Below are 20,220 nucleotides of genomic sequence, written 5' to 3'. Positions count from 1 at the left end.
GATACAGTGGTCGGATGCGGATGACCATTCCGGTCGCGAAGGTGCTCGCGGCGCTGCTGGCCGAGCCCGACGAGCAGCGCTACGGGCTCGACCTGATGCGATTGACCGGCCTGCCCAGCGGCACCCTCTACCCGGTGCTGCACCGGTTGCAGGGGGCCGGCTGGCTGGCCGCCGACTGGGAGGCGATCGATCCCGTCGCGGCCGGCCGGCCGGCCCGCCGCTACTACCGACTGACCGCCGTCGGGGTGACACAGGCCCGCCAGGCGCTCGCCGACCTGCGGGCCGCGATCCCCGACGGGCGTCGCTCGTGGGGCGGCACCGAGCCCACCGGAGCGCCGGCGTGGTGACCCGCCGGGCCGCCGAGCTGCTGTTGACGTTGGCTGCGCGCCGCTGGCCGGCCCAGATTCGCGACGACCTGCGCCGCGAGTGGGCCGCCGAGCTGCACATGCTGGCCGAGAGCGGTCACCGGACGAGGATGCTGGGCTTCGCGGTGAGCCTGGCCGTCAGTCGGAGCGGCGCCCCGATCGTCGACCGCCGCCTGATACGCGGCCGGATCGGACGCACCGCCGCCACCCTGCTGCTCTCCCCGATCGCCTGCGTCGGAATCGTGCTGGCCAGTGCTTTCGCCCTCATGCCGATCGAGCGGATGACCCCGGACTGGTCCCAGCGGGTGCAGAAGCCGATCTGGACGGCGCTCACCATCGGGTTGGCGGTGCTGCTGGCGGTGTTCGCCGCGCGCTGGGCCCGGCACACCGCACTCGACGGCCCGCTGCGCACCGCACTCGGCGTGGTGCTTCCCATCGGCGCGGTCGGCGTCGTGTTCCTCGCTGCCATCTCCCCGGACGACCCGGTCACCTTCGTACCCGGGCTGCTGCTCTGGTCGGCCGGCCTGACGCTGGCCCTCTGGGCCGCGGCGAGCCTCGCCGCCCGCGATCGCCTCCGTGTGGCCTGGTGGGTGGGCATCCTCGGCGCGCTCGCCGCCGCCGACCTCGCGGTGATCCTCACCGTCGTCGACGTCGTCGCGGCGGGCCGTCGCGCCGGCCCCGTCAGCAGTCCGACGCCACTGGGCGGCGTCGACTGGATCTCCTCGCCGCTGTGGCTCCTCGCCGCCTGGACGGAATGGAACATCAGCCTGCCCAGACCCACCATCTCATGGGAGATCTTCCACATCGTCAGCAACGAGGTGCGGGCGGAACCCATGCTCTACCTGGCCTGCACGCCGTACGCGCTCGCCTACACCATCCGGGCGGCCCGGTCGGCGCCCGCCGAGCCGGTCGCCCTCGCGCCGACCCCGGTGTGAACCTCAGTCGGGTACGTCGTCCCACGTCGTACCCGGCTCCAGGTAACCGGCCACCTGCTTCTCGCGCAACGCGTACGCGATGACCAGCAGGGCGTGCTTGTCCAACTCGGGCAGCCGGTCCAACGGGAACCACCGCACGGCCAACGACTCGTCGTCGTTGACCCGGGCGGTGCCGCCGATCGCCCGGCACAGGAACCCCATGTTCAGGTATTCACAGCGGTCCCCGTTCGGGTAGGTGTGCGGGTGCGACACGGCGCTGGACATCCGCACCGGCGCCACCTCCACGCCCGTCTCCTCGCGCACCTCGCGGACCAGCGCGGTGGCCGGCTGCTCGCCCGGCTCGACGAAACCGCTGATCACCGACCACCGCCCGTCGTCGGCGCGCTGACCGAGCAGCAGCTCGCCGGCCTCGTTGCGGACCACCGCGCTGACGCTCGGCAGCCAGAGCAGATCGTGGCCGACGTGTTTGCGCAGCCCCACGATGTAGTCCGGTATCGCCATCCCGCGATCATAGAGGTGCCCACAGCGGGGCTCACCTGCGCATCTTCTGGTGTTCCAGTCCCACGCGTTTCGCCATTTCGGCCCGACGAACGCCATGCATATCTACTGTGGAGATCGTCGGCGACTTGTGCGATCCGGTGGCGGCCGGCCGGTTCGCGGTGCACAGTGATTCCCATGAGCGACAGCGGACGTGGTGGGCAGTTCTACTGGTGCACCCGGCATCACCGGGTCGAGACGGACTCCAACGTGTGTCCGGCGAAGCACGTTCTCGGCCCGTACGACTCGGCGGCCGACGCGGAGAACGCCCTGCAACGAGTGCAGGAGCGGAACGAGGCGTGGGATGCCGAGGACGCTCGTTGGGCCGGGGACGACAGATAGGCGGCGCGGGACGGCTCGCGCCGAGGTTTTCGTGCTCCGCGAGGACGCACGCGAGAGCACGTCCCCCGAGGAGGGAACCACGATGGCCGAAGCACAGCAGGCCACCAAGCGCCCGGCCGCCCGACGCACCACCGCGAAGAAGACCGCCGCGGCGGAGCGGAACACCGCGGCGAGCCGGACCACCCCCGTGCGCAAGTCCACCACGGCTGCCACGAAGGCACCGGCCCGCAAGGCCGCCGGCGGGGCGGGCCGCGCCCCGGCCAGGAAGACCACCACGGCGGCTACGAAGGCCCCCGCGAAGAAGGCCGCCACCAAGACCACGGCGGCGGCCAAGAAGGCCCCCGCGAAGGCCTCGACCACCACCCGCAGGACGACCGCCGCCGCCAAGCGGGCCCCGGCGTCCACCGCGCGCAAGACGACCACCGCCGCGAAGAAGACCACCGGTACGGCGAAGAAGACGGTGAGCGCGGCGAAGAAGACCACCGCCGCCGCCAAGGCTTCGGCGCGCAAGACCACCACCGCGGCGAAGGCTTCGGCGCGCAAGACCACCAGCGCGGCGAAGGCCCCGGCCCGCAGGACCACCAGCGCGGCGAAGGCCCCGGCGCGGAAGGTGGCGACCACGGCGTCCGCCGCCAAGAAGACGGCGACGAAGAAGACGGCGTCGACCCGCCCCAGCGGCGGCGCGCGCAAGGCTCCGGCCAAGAAGGCCCCGGCCGCGAAGGTGTCGGGTACCTCGTCGACCACCGCCCGTAAGGCGGCGGCGAAGAAGGCCCCGGCGAAGAAGACCGTCGCGGCCAAGGCCCCGGCCCGCAAGGTGACCGCCCGTAAGTCGCCGGCCCGCCCGGTCGCCGCCCGAGCCACCGCCCCCAAGGGGGCCCGCAGCGCCGCCCGCAAGGCGACCGGCTGAGCGCGGAGCGTCCCCTGACCGGTCGGATTTCCGGCCGGTCACCGGAAGCGGATCACCCGTGGCGCTGTCAGGATTGACCCGTGGTCATCCGACGCGTACTCGCGCCCCGCATCGACTTCGGCGCGTTGCGCCGGGAGCTCGGCCTGCCCGAGGAGTTCCCGGCCGACGCCCAGCGTGAAGCCGACGAGGCGGCTGCGGCACCGCCGCAGCCGCCCGTCGACCGCACCGACATACCGTTCGTCACCGTCGACCCCGCCAGCTCGCGGGACCTGGACCAGGCGATGCACCTCGCCCGCCGCTCCGGTGGGGGCTACCGGGTGCGGTACGCGATCGCCGACGTCGCCGCGCACGTCACCCCGGGTGGGGCGTTGGAGGCGGAGACCTGGCGGCGGGGGCAGACCATCTACCTGCCCGACGGCAACGTGCCGCTGCACCCGCGCACCCTCAGCGAGGGTGCGGCCAGCCTGCTGCCCGACGACGACCGGGCCGCGGTGCTCTGGACCATCGACCTGGACGCCGACGGCGGCACCGTCGCCGTCGAGCTGGAACGCGCCCTGGTCCGCAGCCGCGCCAAACTCGACTACACCGGGGTGCAGGCGGCAGCCGAGGCCGGGCGGCTACCCGACCCGATCGCGCTGCTGCCGGAGATCGGCGACCGGCTGACCGCCCGTGGGCTGAGCCGGGGCGCCATCAACCTGCCGCTGCCCGAGCAGGATCTGGAACCCGACGGTGAGGGCTGGCGGCTGGTGCTGCGCGCGCCGGTGCCGATGGAAGAGCACAACGCGCAGATCTCCCTGCTGACCGGAATGGCTGCCGCCGACATCATGCTGGCCGGCCGGGTGGGTCTGCTGCGGACGATGCCGGGGCCCAAGCCGGAAGCGGTGCAGCGCCTCCGGGCCGCCGCCGCGCCGCTGGGCGTGCACTGGCCGGACGACGTGGGCCCGGGTCAGGTCATCGCCGGTCTGGACGCCGCCCAGCCGCGCGCCGCCGCGTTCATCGACCAGGCGGCCGAGCTGATGCGCGGTGCCGCGTACACCGCCTTCGACGGGGAGCTTCCGGAGCATCCGGAGCACGGTGGCGTGGCGGCCGCGTACGCCCACGTGACGGCACCGTTGCGGCGGCTGGCCGACCGGTACGCCACCGAGGTCTGCCTGGCCCTGCACGCCGGCCAGGCGGTGCCCGACTGGGCCCGCGCCGCGTTGCCCCGGCTGCCCGAGGTGATGGCGAGCACCGACCGGGTCGCCTCGGCGGCGGCGCGCGGCACCGTCGACCTGGCCGAGGCGGCGGTGCTGGAGCACCGGGTGGGCGAGACCTTCGACGCGGCCGTCCTCGACGTCGACGCCCCGCCCAACGGCAAGTCCCGGCCCCGACCGCCCGGTGGCACCGTCGCGCTGGACGCCCCGCCGGTCCGCGCCCGCTGCCTCGGCCAACTGCCGCTCGGCGAACGGGTCCGGGTCCGTCTGGTCACCGCCGACCCGGCGGCCCGTACCGTCCTGTTCGAGCTGGCCTGACCGGGCCGCCGTCGCGGGCCTGGTCCGCGCCCGTGGGCGCGGTCGCCGGCCTGTGGGCGCGGTCACCGACGGCAGCGGGGATTCTCACAGCGCTCGGCGCTGCTGACGGACCGGGCGGTTTGCGAGGATGAGGCCATGGCATACGACGCGAGCACGCTGCCCGACGTGTCCGGGCTGACGGTCGGCATCATCGGTGGCACCGGCGACCAGGGGCGGGGCCTCGCCTACCGGTTCGCGCGGGCCGGCCAGACGGTGCTGATCGGATCCCGGTCGGCCGAGCGGGCCGCCGAGTCCGCGGCCGAGATCGCCGCCCTGCCCGGGGTGCCGGCCGGCGGCAGCGTCACCGGCACGGCCAACGACGAGGTGGCCCGACGCAGCGACGTGGTGATCATCGCGGTGCCGTGGGACGGGCACGCCGCCACCGTCGCCTCCCTCGCCGAGCCGCTCGCCGGCCGGATCGTCGTCGACTGCGTCAACCCGCTCGGCTTCGACAAGCAGGGCCCGTACGCGCTGACCGTCGCCGAGGGCAGCGCCGTGCAGCAGGCCGCCGCGCTGCTGCCCGACTCCCGGGTCTGCGCCGCGTTCAACCACGTCAGCGCTCCGCTGCTGGCCGACCCCGAGGTCGACCGGATCGACCTGGACGTGCTGATCTGCACCGAGGACCGTGAGCTGGTCGACATCGTCGGCGCGCTCGCCGCCCGGATCCCCGGCATGCGGGGCATCTACGCCGGGCGGCTGCGCAACGCCCACCAGATCGAGGCGTTCACCGCCAACCTGATCGCGATCAACAAGCGCTACAAGGCGCACGCCGGCATCCGCGTCACCGACCTCTGACCAACCCGTCGGGCACGCGGTTTGCCGTTGAACCGACCGGGGCACCAGACCGACCATGTCCATCGACAGGGAGTCAGGCAGCGTGCAAGGGACACCGTCACGACCGCAGGGAGCGCGACGGCCCGCCCTGGCCATCGTGATCGGTCTGGTGACCGGCCTGGCGTTCGGCGCCCTCGTCTACCAATCCGGCATCGGCAGGTCCTCCGACTTCGGATCAGGGTCCATCGCCATCGCCGCGGTCATCGGTTTGATGACCGCGGCGGGGGTCGCCTGGACGATGTTCCACAAGGGCTGGTAATCGCCGGCGCTCCACGAACCGTGAACGGGCCGGCCGTCCGGCGGCCGGCCCGTCGACCGGTCTAGAAGGTGTGCTCGGCGGCCGGGAACTCGCCGCCGCGGACCTCGTCGGCGAAACGGCGGGTGGCGTCGGTGAGAGCACCGGCCAGGTCCGCGTACCGCTTCACGAACCGTGGCGCCCTGCCCGTCCGCAAACCGGCCATGTCCTGCCAGACCAGCACCTGCGCGTCGGTGTCCGGGCCCGCGCCGATGCCCACGGTGGGGATCGGCAGCTCGTGGGTGATCCGCTTGGCCACCTCGCCGGGCACCATCTCCAGCACCACGGCGAACGCGCCCGCCTCCGCCACCGCCCGTGCGTCGGCCAGCACCTCGTCGGCGGCGTCGCCGCGACCCTGCACGCGGTAGCCACCCAGGGTGTGCTCGCTCTGCGGGGTGAAACCGATGTGCGCCATCACCGGGATGCCGGCACCGACGATCGCGGCGATCTGCGCGGCGTTGCGGCGGCCACCCTCCAACTTCACCGCGTGACAGCCACCCTCCTTCATGAACCGGACGGCGGTGCGCAGCGCCTGGGCCGGACCCTCCTCGTACGAGCCGAACGGCAGGTCACCGACGACCAGCGCCTGCCGGGTCGCCCGCACCACGGCCCGGACCAGCGGAAGCAGCTCATCGGCGGTGATCGGCAGGGTGGTCTCGTAGCCGAACACGTTGTTCGCGGCCGAGTCGCCGACCAGCAGCACCGGAATACCGGCCTGGTCGAAGATCGACGCCGTGTACTGGTCGTACGAGGTGAGCATCGGCCAGCGCTCGCCGCGCTCCTTGGCGGCCATCAGGTCGCGGGTGCGGACCCGTCGGGTGGCGGGGCCGCCGTACAACGCGGTCACCTCGCTCGGAGTGGACTCCATCATCTCTGTCTCCCTTCCTCGAGGCCGCCTGCGCGGTCCCCGGGTTCCGTCGCGATCGTCGCACCGCGAGACGGGCTGACGGCAGGGCCCAGTGCAAGATGTCACTCCACCAGCGCGAAGCCGCCCAGCTGGCCACCCGGGCCCGCCCCGCGTGGCGGCGCCGGGCCGCGCCAACGACCCGGCACCCCCGGGGGTACGGCTCAGCCGTGCTCGCGCCACCGGTTGGTGATCGGCAGACGGCGGTCCCGGCCGAACGCCTTCATGGAGATCTTCGTGCCCGGCGCGGACTGCCGGCGCTTGTACTCGGCGGTATCCACCAGCCGCAGCACCCTGTCCACCACGGCCGGGTCGTGACCCGACTCGATCAGCCCGTCGCGGCCGAGGTCACCGTCGACGTAGCCGATCAGGATCGGATCCAGGACGTCGTACTCGGGCAGGCTGTCGCTGTCGAGCTGGCCCGGGCTCAGCTCGGCGCTCGGCGGCTTGCCGATCGAGTTCTCCGGGATCGGTGCGGTCTCACCACGCCGGGCCGCGTCCCGGTTGCGCCACTTCGCGAGCCGCCAGATCAGCGTCTTCCAGACGTCCTTCACCGGGTTGAAGCCGCCCACCGAGTCGCCGTACAGGGTGGAGTAGCCGACCGCCAGCTCGCTCTTGTTGCCGGTGGTCAGGACCAGGTGGCCCTCCTGGTTCGACAGCGCCATCAGGATCACGCCACGCACCCGGGCCTGCAGGTTCTCCACCGCCACACCGGACAGCGACAGGTTGGCCAGGAAGCCGTCGACCATCGGCTGGATCGGCTCGACGCGGTAGTCCAGGCCGGTGCGCTTGGCCAGGTCGGCGGCGTCCTCCCGGGAGTGCTCCGAGGAGTGCTGGCTGGGCAGCGACACCCCGACCACCCGGTCCGGCCCGAGCGCGTCGACGGCGAGCGCGGCCACCACCGCCGAGTCGATGCCCCCGGACAGACCGAGCACCACCGACGGGAACCGGTTCTTGTTGACGTAGTCGCGCAGACCCAGCACCAGCGCCTGCCACACCTCGGCCTCGTCGGCCACCGGCTCGATCAGCCCGCCGGTGGCGGCCGGGCCGGACGGGGTGGGCGGAATGCCGTCCAGCGTGCTGTGCACGATCCGCATCCCGTCGGCCAGCGTCTCGGCGGGCGGCGGGGTGGCGGCGGCCGGCAACTCGACGTCGTGCACGAGCAGGTGTTCGACGAACTGCGGTGCCCGGGTGAGCAGCTCACCGTCGGCGCTCACGATCATCGAGTCGCCCTCGAAGACCAGCTCGTCCTGGCCACCGGTCATGTTGACGTACGCGATGGCGGCGCCCGCCTCGGCGGCCCGGCGGCGGACCAGCGGCAGCCGGATGTCGTCCTTGTTCAGCTCGTACGGCGAGCCGTTGATGTTGACGACCAGGCCGACGCCGGCCCTCCGGGCGGCGGCGAACGGACCGCCGGCCTGCCACAGGTCCTCACAGATGGTCAGCGCGACGTCCACGCCGCCGAGCCGCACCACTGTCAGCGCGTCACCGGAGACGAAGTACCGGTCCTCGTCGAAGACCCCGTAGTTGGGCAGGTGGTGCTTGAAGTAGCGGGCGGCCACCACGCCCCGGTGCAGCAGCGCGGCGGCGTTGCGGGCACCCCGGCCCGGCTCGGCGTCCCCGCTGACCTGCGGCGGGCCGTCGGCGTCCAGGTAGCCGACCACGACCGGCAACTCGCCGAGACCGTCGGCGGCCAGGTCGGCGGCCAGCCGCTCCACGGCGGCCCGGGACGCGCCGACGAAGGAACGCCGGAAGACCAGGTCCTCCACCGGGTACCCGGTCAGCATCATCTCCGGGAAGAGCACCAGCTGGGCACCGGCGTCGGCGGCCTGGCGAGTCCAACTGCGGACCAGCTCGGCGTTTCCGGCGAGGTCGCCGACGCTCGGATTGACCTGGGAAAGGGCGAGACGCAGGGTGGGCATACCTTCATCTTGCCCCAGCCTCGTCGCGTCAGTCCGTACCCTCCGACGAGACGGCCGCCACCCGCCGCGACGGGCGCCCGCGAGGCCGCGGCGGCTGGTGCTCGGCCGTCGTGGTGGCCGTCGGCGGCGGCCCGGCCGCCGGTGGTGGTTCGGCTGTCGTGGCGGCAGCGGTGGGCCCCGCGCTCGTCCGGCGGGACACGAGGGGACGGCCGGCGGCAGTTCGCGTAACGTCTGCGTAACCAGGCCCGGGAACACTGGGCGATCAGGTCGGGTGCAGCCCGGCCAAGGCGGACAAAAGAGTGTCGCGAGGGGTTGGGGAAGTGGACCGTCAGCAGGAGTTCGTCCTCCGCACGCTGGAAGAGCGGGACATCCGGTTCGTCCGGCTGTGGTTCACCGACGTTCTGGGCACGCTCAAGAGCGTTTCGGTGGCACCCGCCGAGCTGGAGGCCGCCTTCGAGGAAGGCATCGGCTTCGACGGCTCGGCGATCGAGGGCTTCGCCAGGGTCTTCGAATCGGACATGGTTGCCATGCCCGACCCGACCACCTTCCAGGTCTTCCCCTTCGAGGGCGGGGTCAGCGGCGAGAGCGCCCGGATGTTCTGCGACATCCTGCTGCCCGACGGCGGGCCGTCCTGGGCCGACCCCCGGCACGTGCTGCGCCGCGCGCTCTCCAAGGCCGCCGAGAAGGGCTTCACCTTCTACACCCACCCCGAGATCGAGTTCTTCCTGCTCGAAAACGGCCCGCAGGACGGCACGGTGCCCACCCCGGTCGACACCGGCGGCTACTTCGAGCACACCACTCACGCCGTGGCCCGGGACTTCCGCCGCCAGGGCGTACTCGCGCTGGAACGCATCGGCATCTCCGTGGAGTTCAGCCACCACGAGGTCGCGCCCGGCCAGCAGGAGATCGACCTGCGCTACGCCGACGCGCTCACCACCGCCGACAACATCATGACCTTCCGGCACGTGGTCAAGGAGGTCGCGCTCTCCACCGGTGTGCAGGCCAGCTTCATGCCGAAGCCGTTCACCGACCAGCCGGGCAGCGGGATGCACACCCACCTGTCGCTGTTCGAGGGGGAGCGCAACGCCTTCCACGACAGCGGCGACCCGATGAAGCTGTCCAAGGTGGCGAAGTCGTTCATCGCCGGCCTGCTGGTGCACGCCCGGGAGTACACGGCTGTCACCAACCAGTGGGTCAACTCGTACAAGCGGCTCTTCCCGCAGCACCTGCCCGACCGGATCACCGAGAGCCCGGCGTACGTCTGCTGGGGTCACCTCAACCGGTCCGCGCTGGTCCGGGTCCCCGCGTACGGCAAGCCCAACTCGGCCCGGGTCGAGGTCCGCTCGCTGGACTCGGCGACCAACCCGTACCTCGCCTTCGCGGTGCTGCTCGGCGCCGGCCTCAAGGGCATCGAAGAGGGGTACGAGCTGCCACCGGGCGCCGAGGACGACGTCTGGTCGCTGACCAGCGCCGAGCGGCGGGCCATGGGCTACGAGGCGCTGCCGGAGAACCTCGCCGAGGCGATCGACGTCATGGCGGAGTCCGAGCTGGTCGCCGAGGTGCTCGGCGAGCACGTCTTCGACTTCTTCCTGCGCAACAAGCGGGCCGAGTGGGAGCAGTACCGCCGTGAGGTCACCCCGTACGAGCGGCAGCGCTACCTGGCCCTGTAGGCGCAGGGGCTGACGCCGTTGCGCGCTGCCGCTATCGTCTCGATCACCGCGCCGGTACCCCTCCGGGCGGAGAGTCGGGAGGCAAGTCGGTGCTGGAGGATCTGTTCAGCGGTGCCTGGCAGAGCGTCGTGTTCGGGCTCGTCGGCGTCGGCCTGATGGCCGCCGGCTTCGGGCTCGTCGACCTGCTCACCCCGGGCCGGCTGCGAGACCTGATCTGGGTCGAGCGCAACTCCAACGCGGGGTTGCTGCTCGCCGCCAACCAGCTCGGCATCGCCGGAATCGTCTTCACCGCGATCCTGACCAGCTACAGCGACTTCGGCAAGGGGCTCGCCTCCACCGTGGTCTTCGGACTGGTCGGTTTGGCGATCATGGCGCTGGCCTTCGTGGTGCTGGACCTGCTCACCCCCGGCAAGCTCGGCGAGGTCATCTGTTCGCCCGAACCGCACCCGGCTGCCCGGGTCAGCGCCGCCACCCACTTCGGGGCTGCGCTGATCGTCTGCGCCTGCATCGCCTGACAGCCGCCCTCGGCGTCACCACGCGGGCGGTCCGCCCGCGTTCCGCCGTGCGTGCCTGGTCGTGAGTGGCCGGCCGGTCCTCCGTGGCGGAGCGTCCGTGGGTGGGCGTCCGTGGCGGGCGTCCGTGGGCGGGCGTCCGTGGGTGGGCGTGCAGATCTTGGACAGTTTCCGTCATCTCGTGACGGAAAGTGTCCAAGATCTGTGGCCGGTGGGCCGCTCGCGCCGGCGGTCAGGCACCGCGGGCGTCGTACCTCGGTCGTAGCGTGCGGGCATGAACCGCACCGATCGCCTCTACGCGCTGGTCGAGGAGCTGCGGGCGGTGTCGCCACGGCCGCGCAGCGCCCGCTGGCTGGCCGCGCGCTTCGAGGTGAGCAGCCGGACCATCGAACGGGACCTCGGCGCGTTGCAGGAGGCCGGGGTGCCGATCTGGGCCGAGCCCGGGCGCACCGGCGGCTACGTCCTGGACCGCGCCCGTACCCTGCCACCGGTCAACCTGACCGCCGCCGAGGCGGTGGCGATGGCCGTGGCGCTGCACCGGCTTGCCGGCTCGCCGTTCGCCGGTCCGGCCGCTACCGCGCTGCGCAAGCTGGTGGCGGTGCTGCCGGCCGCCGATGCCGCCGAGGCACACCGCCTCGCCGACCGGGTGCACCTGATCGGCGACGGGCCGGCCATGCCCGTCCCGACCACCGTCGCCGACGCGGTCACCGCGCGGCGTGTGCTGCGCATCCGGTACGCCGACCGCGCCGGCGCCGACTCGACCCGTGACGTCGAGCCCCTCGGCTATCTCGGTAACTCCCGACACTGGTACCTGGTCGCCTGGTGCCGTCTGCGCGATGAGCTGCGGTGCTTCCGTACCGACCGGATCCGGAGCGGGTGGGCGCTGCCGGACGTGGTGACCCGGGAGCTGAGCCTGACGGATCTCGACATCCCGCACGAGCGGGTCCGCCCGCTGAGCCTGGTCTGAAGCAGGCTCGGCGCTTCGGTCTGTTCTGAAGCGGATTCGGCGCGGCGCTACGGTCGCGAACGGGCTCGGCGCGGTGGCCCGGGTGGGTCTCGTCACGAGAAACCCCGCTGTGTGATCCGGAAACACCGACAGGACGCTGTCGCCAGCGGCCCAGAGACTGCTCCGCACGACGGCCGAGCGGCCGGCACGGAAATTCTGGAGGCAGTAGATGTCCAGTTCCACCACGCCCATCACCTGGTTCGAGATCGGCACCGACCGGCCCGAGGACGCGGAGCGGTTCTACGGAGAGCTGTTCGGCTGGACCTTCGAGGAGCAGGGCTCGCCCAAGGGCGGGTCCTACCGCGTGACCGGGGCCGGCGGGGACACCGGGATCGGTGGAGCGATCCGGGTGACCGACGGAACGTCGCCGAATTATGCGATGTTCTACGCCGAGGTCGCCGACGTGGCAGAGACCTGCCGACAGGCCGAAGCTGCCGGCGGCCGGGTCCTGGTACCGGCCCGTACGGCACCGAGCGGTCTCCGGTCGGCCCACCTACTCGACCCGGCCGGCAACCACCTGGGCGTGTTCACGCCCCCGCCGCCGCAGCCCTGACCTGTTCCAGGTTCCCGCTGATGCCCCCCCGGGTTGGGCTGGCTTCCCGTGTTGGGCTGGCCCCCGGGATGGCTTGGTCCCGAGTTGGGGCTGGCCCCGGGTTGGCTTGGTCCTGGGGTGGCTTGGTCCCGAGTTGGGGCTGGCCCCGTTGGGTTGGCCCCGGGCTGGCTTGGCCCCGGGTTGGCTTGGCCCCGGGTTGGGGCTGGCCCCGGGTGGCTTGGCTCTGGGGCTGTCACCCTGAGCGGGTGCGATGGCCGGGCCAGCCGGGCAGCATCCGCGCGCGTGATCGACTCGGATTTCATGGTGTCGGGGTGTCCGAGCGCGCGGGACACCGCGACATCACGGAAGCCGAGTGGATCAAGCTGCGACGGGCCCGATCCAGGCCGGCACGGCAGGCCGGCCCCGGCACGGCAGGCTGGCCCCGGCACGGCAGGCCGACCCCGGCATGAGCAGGCTGGCCCCGGCACGGCAGGCCGGCCCCGGCACGAGCAGGCCGGCCCGGGCGGCCCGGGCACGGGCAGGCCGGCTGGGGCCGGACCGGCCTGCCCGTGGTGTACGAGCCTGGCCCCGGCCTGCTGATGCCTGCCCGGGGCCGGGCTCTTCGAACTACTTGCCGGGCGTACCAGCGCCGTGGTGACCGCCCATGCCGCGGTGGCCGCCGGGGCCGGGGAAGACGCCGGCCTCGACGGCCTTGGTGATGGCGTCGGCCTGCTCCTGGGTGAGCTTGCCGTCCTTGACCGCCTGGTCCAGGCGCTGCTTGAGCGCGGCCTGACGGTCCTCGGCGGACGGGCGCTGCGGTCGGTCGGCCGGGCGGTGCTGCTCGCGGATCTTCTCCAGTGCGGCGGTCACCTTGTCGGTGGGCACGCCCAGTTCCTTGGCGAGCGCCTCGGCGAACTCGCCCTGCCGGTCGGCCTTCGCGCCTGGAGCGGCGTCGGGGGCCGGGGCGGTGCTGGCGTTCGGTGTCGGCGTGGGGGTGTCGGCGGCGAACGCGATCGTCGGGGCCGCGATCCCGACGCCGAGGACGCCAGCGGTGGCCAGGCCGGCCAGCAGGTGCTTCCTGCGGATGGTGCGGGACATGCTGTCCTCCAGAGGTTCGGTCATCCTGCACTGTCATCACCGACAGTGACCGGGCTGTCTGGGCGGAAGCCGTGGCGAGCCTGTCAGCGAGCTGACAATCAGACCACCTCGACCCGCCGCTCACCGGGCCGACCGCCCAGGCGGCGTGGGCGAAATCGGTTGTGTGGTCGTTGGGCGAGCGGTCAGGGTGGACGATCCACCGACGGAGAGGACACCGCGGCATGACCGTCAAGATTCGGGAGGTTCCCCTCGTCGAGCCGGACGCCGGGCCGTACGGCATCGCGTTTGGCCCGGACGGCGCGCTGTGGCTGACGTTGGCCCATGCCGGCGGCATCGCCCGGTTGTCGCCCGACGGCGGGGTCCGGACCTACCCGCTGGATCCGGCCGGCGGCCGTCCGTTGATCATCACGGCCGGGCCGGACGGGGCGCTCTGGTTCACCCGTTCGGGAGACGACCGGATCGGTCGGATCACCGTCGACGGTGAGCAGCGCACCACCGCCCTGCCGGCCGGCACCGGGCCGGGCGGCATCGCGGCCGGGCCTGATGGTGCGCTCTGGTACGCCGGGATGAGCTCCGACACCATCGGCCGGGTGGAGACCGACGGCAGCCACACCGCGTTTCCGCTGCCGGTGACCGGCGGGTTCGCCTCGATGATCACTGCGGGCACGGACCAGGCGCTCTGGTTCACCCTCAACCAGGCGAACGCGATCGGCCGGATCGATCTCGACGGCAGGGTGACCCTGCATCCGCTACCCACAGTGAAGGCGGGCCCGGTCGGCATCACCGTGGGCGTCGACGGCGCCATCTGGTTCGTGGAGATCGCCGCCGGGCAGCTCGGTCGCCTCGACCCGGACGGCGAGATCGTCGAGTTTCCGCTGCCGGACCGAGCGGCCCGCCCGCACGCGATCGTGGCCGACCCGGACGGCGGCGTGTGGTTCACCGAGTGGGGCGCGAACCGGATCGGTCACCTCGATCCCACCGGACGGATCGAGGGCTACGCCCTACCCACCCCCAACGCCGAACCGCACGGCATCACCCGCACCCCCACCGGCATATGGGCCGCCCTGGAAATCGGAGCAGTAGTCCACCTAGCCCCCTGACCCCTGGTGATCATGAAGTTATCGCTGCGACACGCCGTGGCGAGCGACAACAACTTCATGATCAACGAGAGCGCCCTGGGAGTCCCACGGGAGCGCCGCCGGGGTTAGTGGACTGCGGGGGTTGCGGTGAGGGTGGCTGTGGTGGTGTCGAGGGTTGCCTTGGTGCCGATGGGGACTGTGAGTTGGTTTTGGCCGTGGCCGATGGGGAGGCCGCCGAGGACGGGTACGCCCAGGTCGCCGAGGCGTTCGGTGAGTACGTCGACGATCGTGGTGTCCCACCCGTCGCCGCAGTCGGTGAACTGCCCGACCGCCACTCCGGCCAGTCCGTCCAGCGCGCCGGCCCGACGCAGATGGGTGAGCATCCGGTCGACCTTGTACGGGGGTTCCTGCACGTCCTCGATCAACAGCACCGCACCGGTCAGGTCGGGCAGGTCGGGCGTGCCGATCGACGCGGCGATCATGCACAGGTTGCCGCCGAGCAGGGTGCCGGTGGCGCGACCAGGGACGCGTACGCCGAAGGTCTCCTCGGTGGGCACCGCGGTGATCGACACCGGTTCGGTCGTCATCAGCGCCGCGTGCAGGGATTCGGCGGAGCGCAGCGGCGTCCGCTCGTCGCGCCAGGCCGCCCCGGGGCCGTGCACCCCGGCCAGGCGGGCACCCCGCCACAGTGCGAACTGCAACGCGGTGATGTCCGAGAAGCCGGCCACCACCTTCGGGTCGCGGCGGACGGCGGCCATGTCGATGGCGTCCACGATCCGTTGGGCCCCGTAACCGCCGCGGGTGCAGATCACCCCGCGCACGTCAGGGTCGGCGAAGGCCGCGTTCAGGTCGGCGGCACGCAGGTCGTCGGTGCCGGCGAGGTAGCCGTGACGGGCGTACGCGTGCGGTGCCGGCACCGGGCGCAGGCCCCAGCCGGTGAGCAGTTCCATGCCCCTGGCCACCCGCTCCGGCGAGGTCGGCCCGGACGGCGACACCAGCAGAACCGTGTCACCCGGGCGCAGCACGGGCGGGCGTACGGCGGCGGTGTCCTCGCTGATCACAACCGCAGAGCCTAACGACCCGGCCGAGGCGGGAACGCCACCCGGCCGCGCGGCCCGTGCCGGGGGGTGGTGCCGTGCGGCGTACCGGCTAGCCTCGACGGGTGGCAACCGCGCTGGTGATCGAGAACGACCCGACGGACGACGCGCGCCGGCTGGGTGAGTGGCTGACCGAGGCTGGGCTGGAGCTGTGGGTGGTGCGTCCGCACGCCGGCGACGAACTCCCCGCCGACCTGGAGGGGTACGCGGCGCTGGTGGTGCTCGGCGGCGACCAACAGGCGTACCCGTTGCCGGACGGCTCGCCCGGCGCACCCTGGTTTCCCGCCGTGGAGGGCCTGCTGCGCAAGGCGGTCCGCTACCGGGTGCCGACCCTGGCGGTCTGCCTGGGCGCGCAGCTGCTCGCCACCGCGCACGCCGGATTGGTGGAGCGCAGCCCGTCCGGGCCGGAGATCGGCCCCGGCGTGGTCGGCCGGCGCGACGCCGCCGAGAACGATCCGTTGTTCCGGTACGTGCCGTTGATCCCGGACGTGCTCCAGTGGCACGCCGACGAGATCACCGAGCTGCCTCGGGGCGCTACCCTGCTGGCCGCCTCCACCCGCTACCCGCATCAGGCGTTCCGCCTCGGTGACCGGGCGTGGGGGTTGCAGTTCCACATCGAGTGCGACGCGGCGATGATCGCCGACTGGGCCACCAACTCGGCCCAACTCGCCGAGCTGGGCTACGACCCGGAGCTGGTCGTCGCGGCCTGCGCCTCGGTGCTGGCCGACGTCGAGGAGGTCTGGCAGCCGTTCGCCGCGCGGTTCGCCGCGCTGGCCCTCGGCGAGTTGGACGACAGCACGACGCGGCGCAGCCTGCCGCTGCTCGGGCACTGATGAGCCGGCCGACCAGGGCGTCGGGCCGACTGGCCCGGTACGGCTTCGGCACCGCCGAAGGCGATGGTGGCGCGCGCGCCGCGGACCTGCTCGGCCCGGAGGGGCTGCGACTGTGGCGGCCGGTCGAGCAGGAACCGGTCGACGAGGCCGCAGCGGAGCTGCTCTCCGCGCTGTCCCGGGCCGCCGACCCGGATCTGGCGCTGCGCCAACTGCACCGCATCGTGGAGGCCGAGGGCCGTACGCCCGCAGGCGGCACCGAGGGCCGAACGTCCACAGCCGGCACCAAGGGCCGCACCGCAGGCAGCGCCGAGGGCGGCACCGGATCGCCGCTGCTCGCGGAGGTGCACGCCGATCCCGGACTGCGGCGGCGGCTGATCGCGGTGCTCGGCGCGTCGGCGGCGCTCGGCGACCACCTGGTGGCCCACCCCGAGCACTACCGGGCGCTGCGGACCGCGCCGGACGGGCTCGCCCCGGTCGCCGAGGGGCGGCTGGAGCCGGCCGACAGCGGCAACCCGGTGGCGGCGCTGCGGACCGCGTACCGCCTGGCGTTGTTGCGGATCGCCGCGGCCGACCTGACCGGCGGTCGCGGCCTGGAGCAGACCATGGCCGCGCTCTCCGCGCTGGCCGACGCGACGCTCTCCGCGGCGTACGAGATCGCGGTCACCGAGCTGGCGGAGGGGACCGAGCGCCCCCGACTCGCGGTCGTGGCGATGGGCAAGTGCGGCGGCGGTGAACTGAACTACGTCTCCGACGTGGACGTCATCTTCGTGGCCGCCGAGGACGCCGACCTGCCCGCCGCGACCCAGGTGGCGACCCGGTTGATCTCCATCTGCGGGCTGGTCGCCTGGCCGGTGGACGCCGCGCTGCGCCCCGAGGGCAGCCGCGGCCCGCTGGTACGGACCCTCGCCAGCCACCTGGCCTACTACCGGCGGTGGGCGCGCACCTGGGAGTTCCAGGCGCTGCTCAAGGCCCGCCCGGCCGCCGGGGACCTGCCGCTGGCCCAGGAGTGGATCGACCAGCTCGCGCCGCTGGTCTGGCGGGCGGCCGAGCGGCCCGAGGCGGTCGAGGACGTCCGCGCCATGCGCCGCCGGATCATCGACCACATCCCGCCGAAGGAGCTGGAGCGCGAGATCAAGCGCGGTCCGGGCGGGCTGCGTGACATCGAGTTCGCCGTCCAGTTGCTGCAACTCGTGCACGGTCGCGGCGACGAGACGCTACGTCCGCCGGGCACCATCCCGGCATTGCGCGCGCTCGTCGCCGGCGGCTACGTCGGCCGGGCCGACGGCGAGGCCCTGCTGCGCGGCTACCGCTTTCTGCGCAGCGTCGAGCACCGGCTGCAACTTCAGGGCCTGCGTCGTACGCACACGGTGCCCGCCGAGCCGGGCGCGCTGCGCTGGCTCGCCGCCGCGCTGGGTTTCACGGCCGCGCAGGGGCGCAGCGCCGTGGAGAGCTTCCGGGCCGAGTGGGTCACCCACGCCACCGAGGTACGCCGACTGCACGCCAAACTGCTCTACCGGCCGCTGCTGGAGTCGGTGGCCCGGGTGCCGGCCGACGGGTTGCGGCTCACCCCGGAGGCGGCCAGAAACCGCCTGGAGATCCTCGGCTTCGCCGACCCGGCCGGGGCGTTGCGTCACCTCCAGGCGCTCACCGGCGGGGTGAGCCGTACGGCGGCCATCCAGCGCACCCTGCTGCCGGTGCTGCTCAGCGAGTTCGCCGACGCGCCGGAGCCGGACCGGGGGCTGCTCAACTACCGCAAGGTCTCCGACAAGCTGGGCAGCACCCCCTGGTATCTGCGGCTGCTGCGCGACGGCGGCCCGGTCGCCCGTCGGCTGGCCCGGGTGCTCGCGCTGTCCCGGTACGTCGCCGACCTGCTCGCCCGCGACCCGGAGGCGCTGCGGCTACTGGCCGAGGAGAACGAGCTGGCGCCCCGCGCGCCCGAGGTGCTGCGGGAGGGGTTCCTGGCGGCGGCGGCCCGGCACACCGACCCGGTCGAGGCCACCAGCGCGGTGCGCGCGCTGCGACGTCGCGAACTGGTCCGGGTGGCCTGCGCCGACCTGCTCTGCCGGGCCGGCGCGCTCGCGCCCAGCCCCACCCGGGCGGACGGCGCGAACCGGCCCGCCCGCAAACTGTCCGACATCACCGAGGTGGGTACGGCGCTCGCCGACGTCACGGACGCCACCCTGGCCGCCGCGCTGCGGGCCGCTCGGGCCAGCCAACCGGCATCGGCGGGGCTGCGGTTCGCGGTGATCGGCATGGGCCGGCTCGGCGGGTACGAGTCGAACTACCTCTCCGACGCCGACGTGCTCTTCGTCTACGACGCGCCGCCGGACACCAGCGAGAGCGCCGCCAGCGCCGCCGCGCACGCCGTCGCCGAGGAGTTGCGCCGGCTGCTCGGCGTACCCGCCCCCGACCCGCCGCTGGGAGTCGACGCCGACCTGCGCCCGGAAGGCCGCCAGGGACCGCTGGTCCGCAGCCTCGCCGCGTACGCCGCGTACTACGCCCGCTGGTCGCGGGTGTGGGAGGCGCAGGCACTGCTGCGCGCCCGGTTCGTCTGCGGCGACGCCGACCTGGGCGCCGAGTTCGAGGCGATGATCGAGCCGGTGCGCTACCCGGCCGACGGGCTCAGCCGCGAGCAGGTCGTCGAGATCCGGCGGATCAAGGCCCGGGTGGAGACCGAGCGGCTGCCCCGGGGCGCCGACCCGGCCACCCACACCAAGCTGGGGCGCGGTGGGCTCGCCGACGTGGAGTGGGCGGTGCAACTCGTCCAGCTCCGGCACGCCGGCGCGATCCCGGAGCTGCGCGGCACGCGTACCCTCGATGCCCTCGCGGCGGCCGAGCGGGCCGGCCTGATCGACCCGGCGGACGCCGCGGAGATGGCCGCCGGGTGGGCCCTGGCCGCGCAGGTCCGCAACGCGTTGATGCTGGTCCGAGGCCGGGCCGGTGACCAACTGCCCCGGCACGGGGTGGAGTTGGCCGGGGTGGCCCGGCTGCTCGGCCGCGACGACCCGGGGGAGTTCCTCGACGAATACCTGCGCACCGGCCGCCGTTCCCGAGCCGCGGCAGAGCGGGTCCTCAACGCCGATGCGTGAGCGCACCGGCGTTGAGGACTGGGTGCTGCCAAAAGGCGGCCACAAGAATTGACAGAATTGTCAATGCTGGCAACGTCAAATGTTTATTCGCCCCGCTCGGCGATTAATCAGCAGTAGATCTGCGCGTAGCTGATTGAGTCCTGCCATTGCTGGCCCCAGAAGGTGCCGAGGTTGCTGATCTCGGTCCGCGGACCCACGGTGATGGGCGTGTCCGAGCGGTCGCTGTTCCGGTAGAGCCTGTATGCGCAGCTTGAGCGGTTCCGCACGGAGCTGGTCTTGTCGTCGGAGTACAGGCCGGTCAGGTTGGCGCTGCCGTTGAGAACTTCAAGGATGCTGGTGTGGCCAATGTTGTTGTAGAGGCACAGTGCCCCCGACGAGGGGCAGCTCAGTGCCAGGCTGGCGTCGGTGGAGGAGGTCGCGGCGTGTGCAGGGGCGCCGGTCAGCACCGCGGTGCCGACGAGGGCGAGGGTGGCCAGCGTCGTTCCGATCCGTCGCATGGTCTTCCTTCCTGTGGGGTGCGCAGCGACAGGGGGAGCGCGCCCGACAACAGTCGGCGCGGCCAGCCCGCCCGGGGCAGCAACTCGATGTGCTGCCATGGGCGCGTAAGCTGCGATCGCCATGCCGGATCGCAACGATTTCAGCGACCCGCCAGGAAGGCGATAAGCATTTACCCCCGTGTAACTGCTTTATGATTTTGACCCTACGGGAGGAGC

Annotated in this window: 20 protein-coding genes; 14 read left to right on the top strand and 6 right to left on the bottom strand. The window is 72.8% G+C overall.

Annotated features, from left to right (window positions below; translation table 11 throughout):
• Window positions 1-14 precede the first annotated feature (14 nt).
• Together AB0877_RS13820 and AB0877_RS13815 are read left to right on the top strand one after the other, a co-directional pair.
• Window positions 15-347, top strand: a complete 333-nt coding sequence (locus AB0877_RS13820; protein WP_355008881.1) for a helix-turn-helix transcriptional regulator — start codon at window positions 15-17, stop codon at window positions 345-347.
• The gene (locus AB0877_RS13815) at window positions 341-1,300 is read left to right on the top strand and encodes a hypothetical protein (RefSeq protein WP_366608895.1); all 960 of its coding nucleotides are present in this window, start codon (window positions 341-343) and stop codon (window positions 1,298-1,300) included. The genes AB0877_RS13820 and AB0877_RS13815 overlap by 7 nt, the downstream gene beginning before the upstream one ends.
• 3 nt (window positions 1,301-1,303) lie before the next feature.
• Here the strand turns inward: AB0877_RS13815 and AB0877_RS13810 are convergent, their stop codons facing one another.
• Window positions 1,304-1,801: an NUDIX domain-containing protein gene (locus tag AB0877_RS13810; RefSeq protein ID WP_366608894.1), complete on the bottom strand. Its 498-nt coding sequence runs from the start codon at window positions 1,799-1,801 to the stop codon at window positions 1,304-1,306.
• Window positions 1,802-1,975: 174 nt separating this feature from the next.
• Here AB0877_RS13810 and AB0877_RS13805 point away from each other — a divergent pair, with 174 nt between their 5' ends.
• The 5 genes from AB0877_RS13805 to AB0877_RS13785 all read left to right on the top strand — a co-directional run bounded on the left by AB0877_RS13805 (window position 1,976) and on the right by AB0877_RS13785 (window position 5,729).
• On the top strand, window positions 1,976-2,179 hold the full coding sequence (locus tag AB0877_RS13805) for a hypothetical protein (protein ID WP_091409533.1): 204 nt from the start codon (window positions 1,976-1,978) through the stop codon (window positions 2,177-2,179).
• Window positions 2,180-2,261: 82 nt separating this feature from the next.
• On the top strand, window positions 2,262-3,086 hold the full coding sequence (locus tag AB0877_RS13800; RefSeq protein ID WP_366608893.1) for a histone: 825 nt from the start codon (window positions 2,262-2,264) through the stop codon (window positions 3,084-3,086).
• 80 nt (window positions 3,087-3,166) lie between these two features.
• Window positions 3,167-4,597, top strand: coding sequence for an RNB domain-containing ribonuclease (locus AB0877_RS13795; RefSeq protein WP_366608892.1), 1,431 nt, complete (start codon window positions 3,167-3,169; stop codon window positions 4,595-4,597).
• A gap of 135 nt (window positions 4,598-4,732) precedes the next feature.
• Window positions 4,733-5,431, top strand: a complete 699-nt coding sequence (gene npdG, locus AB0877_RS13790) for an NADPH-dependent F420 reductase (protein WP_366608891.1) — start codon at window positions 4,733-4,735, stop codon at window positions 5,429-5,431.
• 136 nt (window positions 5,432-5,567) lie between these two features.
• Window positions 5,568-5,729, top strand: a complete 162-nt coding sequence (locus tag AB0877_RS13785; RefSeq protein ID WP_366608890.1) for a hypothetical protein — start codon at window positions 5,568-5,570, stop codon at window positions 5,727-5,729.
• Between the two features lie 61 nt (window positions 5,730-5,790).
• On the opposite strand, the gene panB is transcribed toward AB0877_RS13785, so the two are convergent.
• Complete coding sequence (panB, locus tag AB0877_RS13780) at window positions 5,791-6,636, bottom strand: 3-methyl-2-oxobutanoate hydroxymethyltransferase (RefSeq protein ID WP_366608889.1); 846 nt, start codon at window positions 6,634-6,636, stop codon at window positions 5,791-5,793.
• A 197-nt stretch (window positions 6,637-6,833) separates the two neighbouring features.
• Window positions 6,834-8,591, bottom strand: coding sequence for an NAD+ synthase (locus tag AB0877_RS13775; protein ID WP_366608888.1), 1,758 nt, complete (start codon window positions 8,589-8,591; stop codon window positions 6,834-6,836).
• A gap of 320 nt (window positions 8,592-8,911) precedes the next feature.
• On the opposite strand from AB0877_RS13775, the gene glnA reads away from it, so the two are divergent.
• From glnA to AB0877_RS13755, 4 genes are all read left to right on the top strand, one after another.
• On the top strand, window positions 8,912-10,261 hold the full coding sequence (glnA, locus tag AB0877_RS13770) for a type I glutamate--ammonia ligase (protein WP_355008887.1): 1,350 nt from the start codon (window positions 8,912-8,914) through the stop codon (window positions 10,259-10,261).
• Window positions 10,262-10,350: 89 nt separating this feature from the next.
• Window positions 10,351-10,776 carry a DUF350 domain-containing protein gene (locus tag AB0877_RS13765; protein ID WP_366608887.1) on the top strand — a complete coding sequence of 142 codons (426 nt, stop codon included), beginning with the start codon at window positions 10,351-10,353 and terminating at the stop codon, window positions 10,774-10,776.
• A gap of 271 nt (window positions 10,777-11,047) precedes the next feature.
• The gene (locus AB0877_RS13760; protein WP_366608886.1) at window positions 11,048-11,740 is read left to right on the top strand and encodes a WYL domain-containing protein; all 693 of its coding nucleotides are present in this window, start codon (window positions 11,048-11,050) and stop codon (window positions 11,738-11,740) included.
• 208 nt (window positions 11,741-11,948) lie between these two features.
• Window positions 11,949-12,332, top strand: a complete 384-nt coding sequence (locus tag AB0877_RS13755) for a VOC family protein (protein WP_366608885.1) — start codon at window positions 11,949-11,951, stop codon at window positions 12,330-12,332.
• Window positions 12,333-12,938: 606 nt separating this feature from the next.
• On the opposite strand, the gene AB0877_RS13750 is transcribed toward AB0877_RS13755, so the two are convergent.
• Window positions 12,939-13,409, bottom strand: coding sequence for a hypothetical protein (locus AB0877_RS13750; RefSeq protein ID WP_366609038.1), 471 nt, complete (start codon window positions 13,407-13,409; stop codon window positions 12,939-12,941).
• 221 nt (window positions 13,410-13,630) lie between these two features.
• On the opposite strand from AB0877_RS13750, the gene AB0877_RS13745 reads away from it, so the two are divergent.
• Window positions 13,631-14,509 carry a virginiamycin B lyase gene (locus AB0877_RS13745; protein ID WP_366608884.1) on the top strand — a complete coding sequence of 293 codons (879 nt, stop codon included), beginning with the start codon at window positions 13,631-13,633 and terminating at the stop codon, window positions 14,507-14,509.
• 104 nt (window positions 14,510-14,613) lie between these two features.
• Here the strand turns inward: AB0877_RS13745 and AB0877_RS13740 are convergent, their stop codons facing one another.
• The gene (locus AB0877_RS13740) at window positions 14,614-15,549 is read right to left on the bottom strand and encodes an LD-carboxypeptidase (protein ID WP_366608883.1); all 936 of its coding nucleotides are present in this window, start codon (window positions 15,547-15,549) and stop codon (window positions 14,614-14,616) included.
• 101 nt (window positions 15,550-15,650) lie between these two features.
• On the opposite strand from AB0877_RS13740, the gene AB0877_RS13735 reads away from it, so the two are divergent.
• Both AB0877_RS13735 and AB0877_RS13730 read left to right on the top strand, forming a co-directional pair.
• Window positions 15,651-16,418 carry a type 1 glutamine amidotransferase gene (locus tag AB0877_RS13735; protein WP_366608882.1) on the top strand — a complete coding sequence of 256 codons (768 nt, stop codon included), beginning with the start codon at window positions 15,651-15,653 and terminating at the stop codon, window positions 16,416-16,418.
• Entirely contained in the window at window positions 16,418-19,507 is a 3,090-nt protein-coding gene (locus tag AB0877_RS13730) for a bifunctional [glutamine synthetase] adenylyltransferase/[glutamine synthetase]-adenylyl-L-tyrosine phosphorylase (RefSeq protein ID WP_366608881.1), read from the top strand. Before AB0877_RS13735 ends, AB0877_RS13730 begins: the two co-directional genes overlap by 1 nt.
• Before the next feature lie 107 nt (window positions 19,508-19,614).
• Here AB0877_RS13730 and AB0877_RS13725 read toward each other — a convergent pair whose 3' ends face one another.
• A complete protein-coding gene (locus AB0877_RS13725; protein ID WP_366608880.1) occupies window positions 19,615-20,004 on the bottom strand; it encodes a peptidase inhibitor family I36 protein in 390 nt (129 codons plus the stop codon).
• Window positions 20,005-20,220 lie beyond the last annotated feature (216 nt).

Origin of the sequence: Micromonospora sp. NPDC047644, assembly GCF_040704315.1 — a bacterium.
GTDB lineage: Bacteria > Actinomycetota > Actinomycetes > Mycobacteriales > Micromonosporaceae > Micromonospora.
Note: the sequence above shows the minus strand (reverse complement) of the source record. Positions and strands in the feature narration are given on the sequence as shown.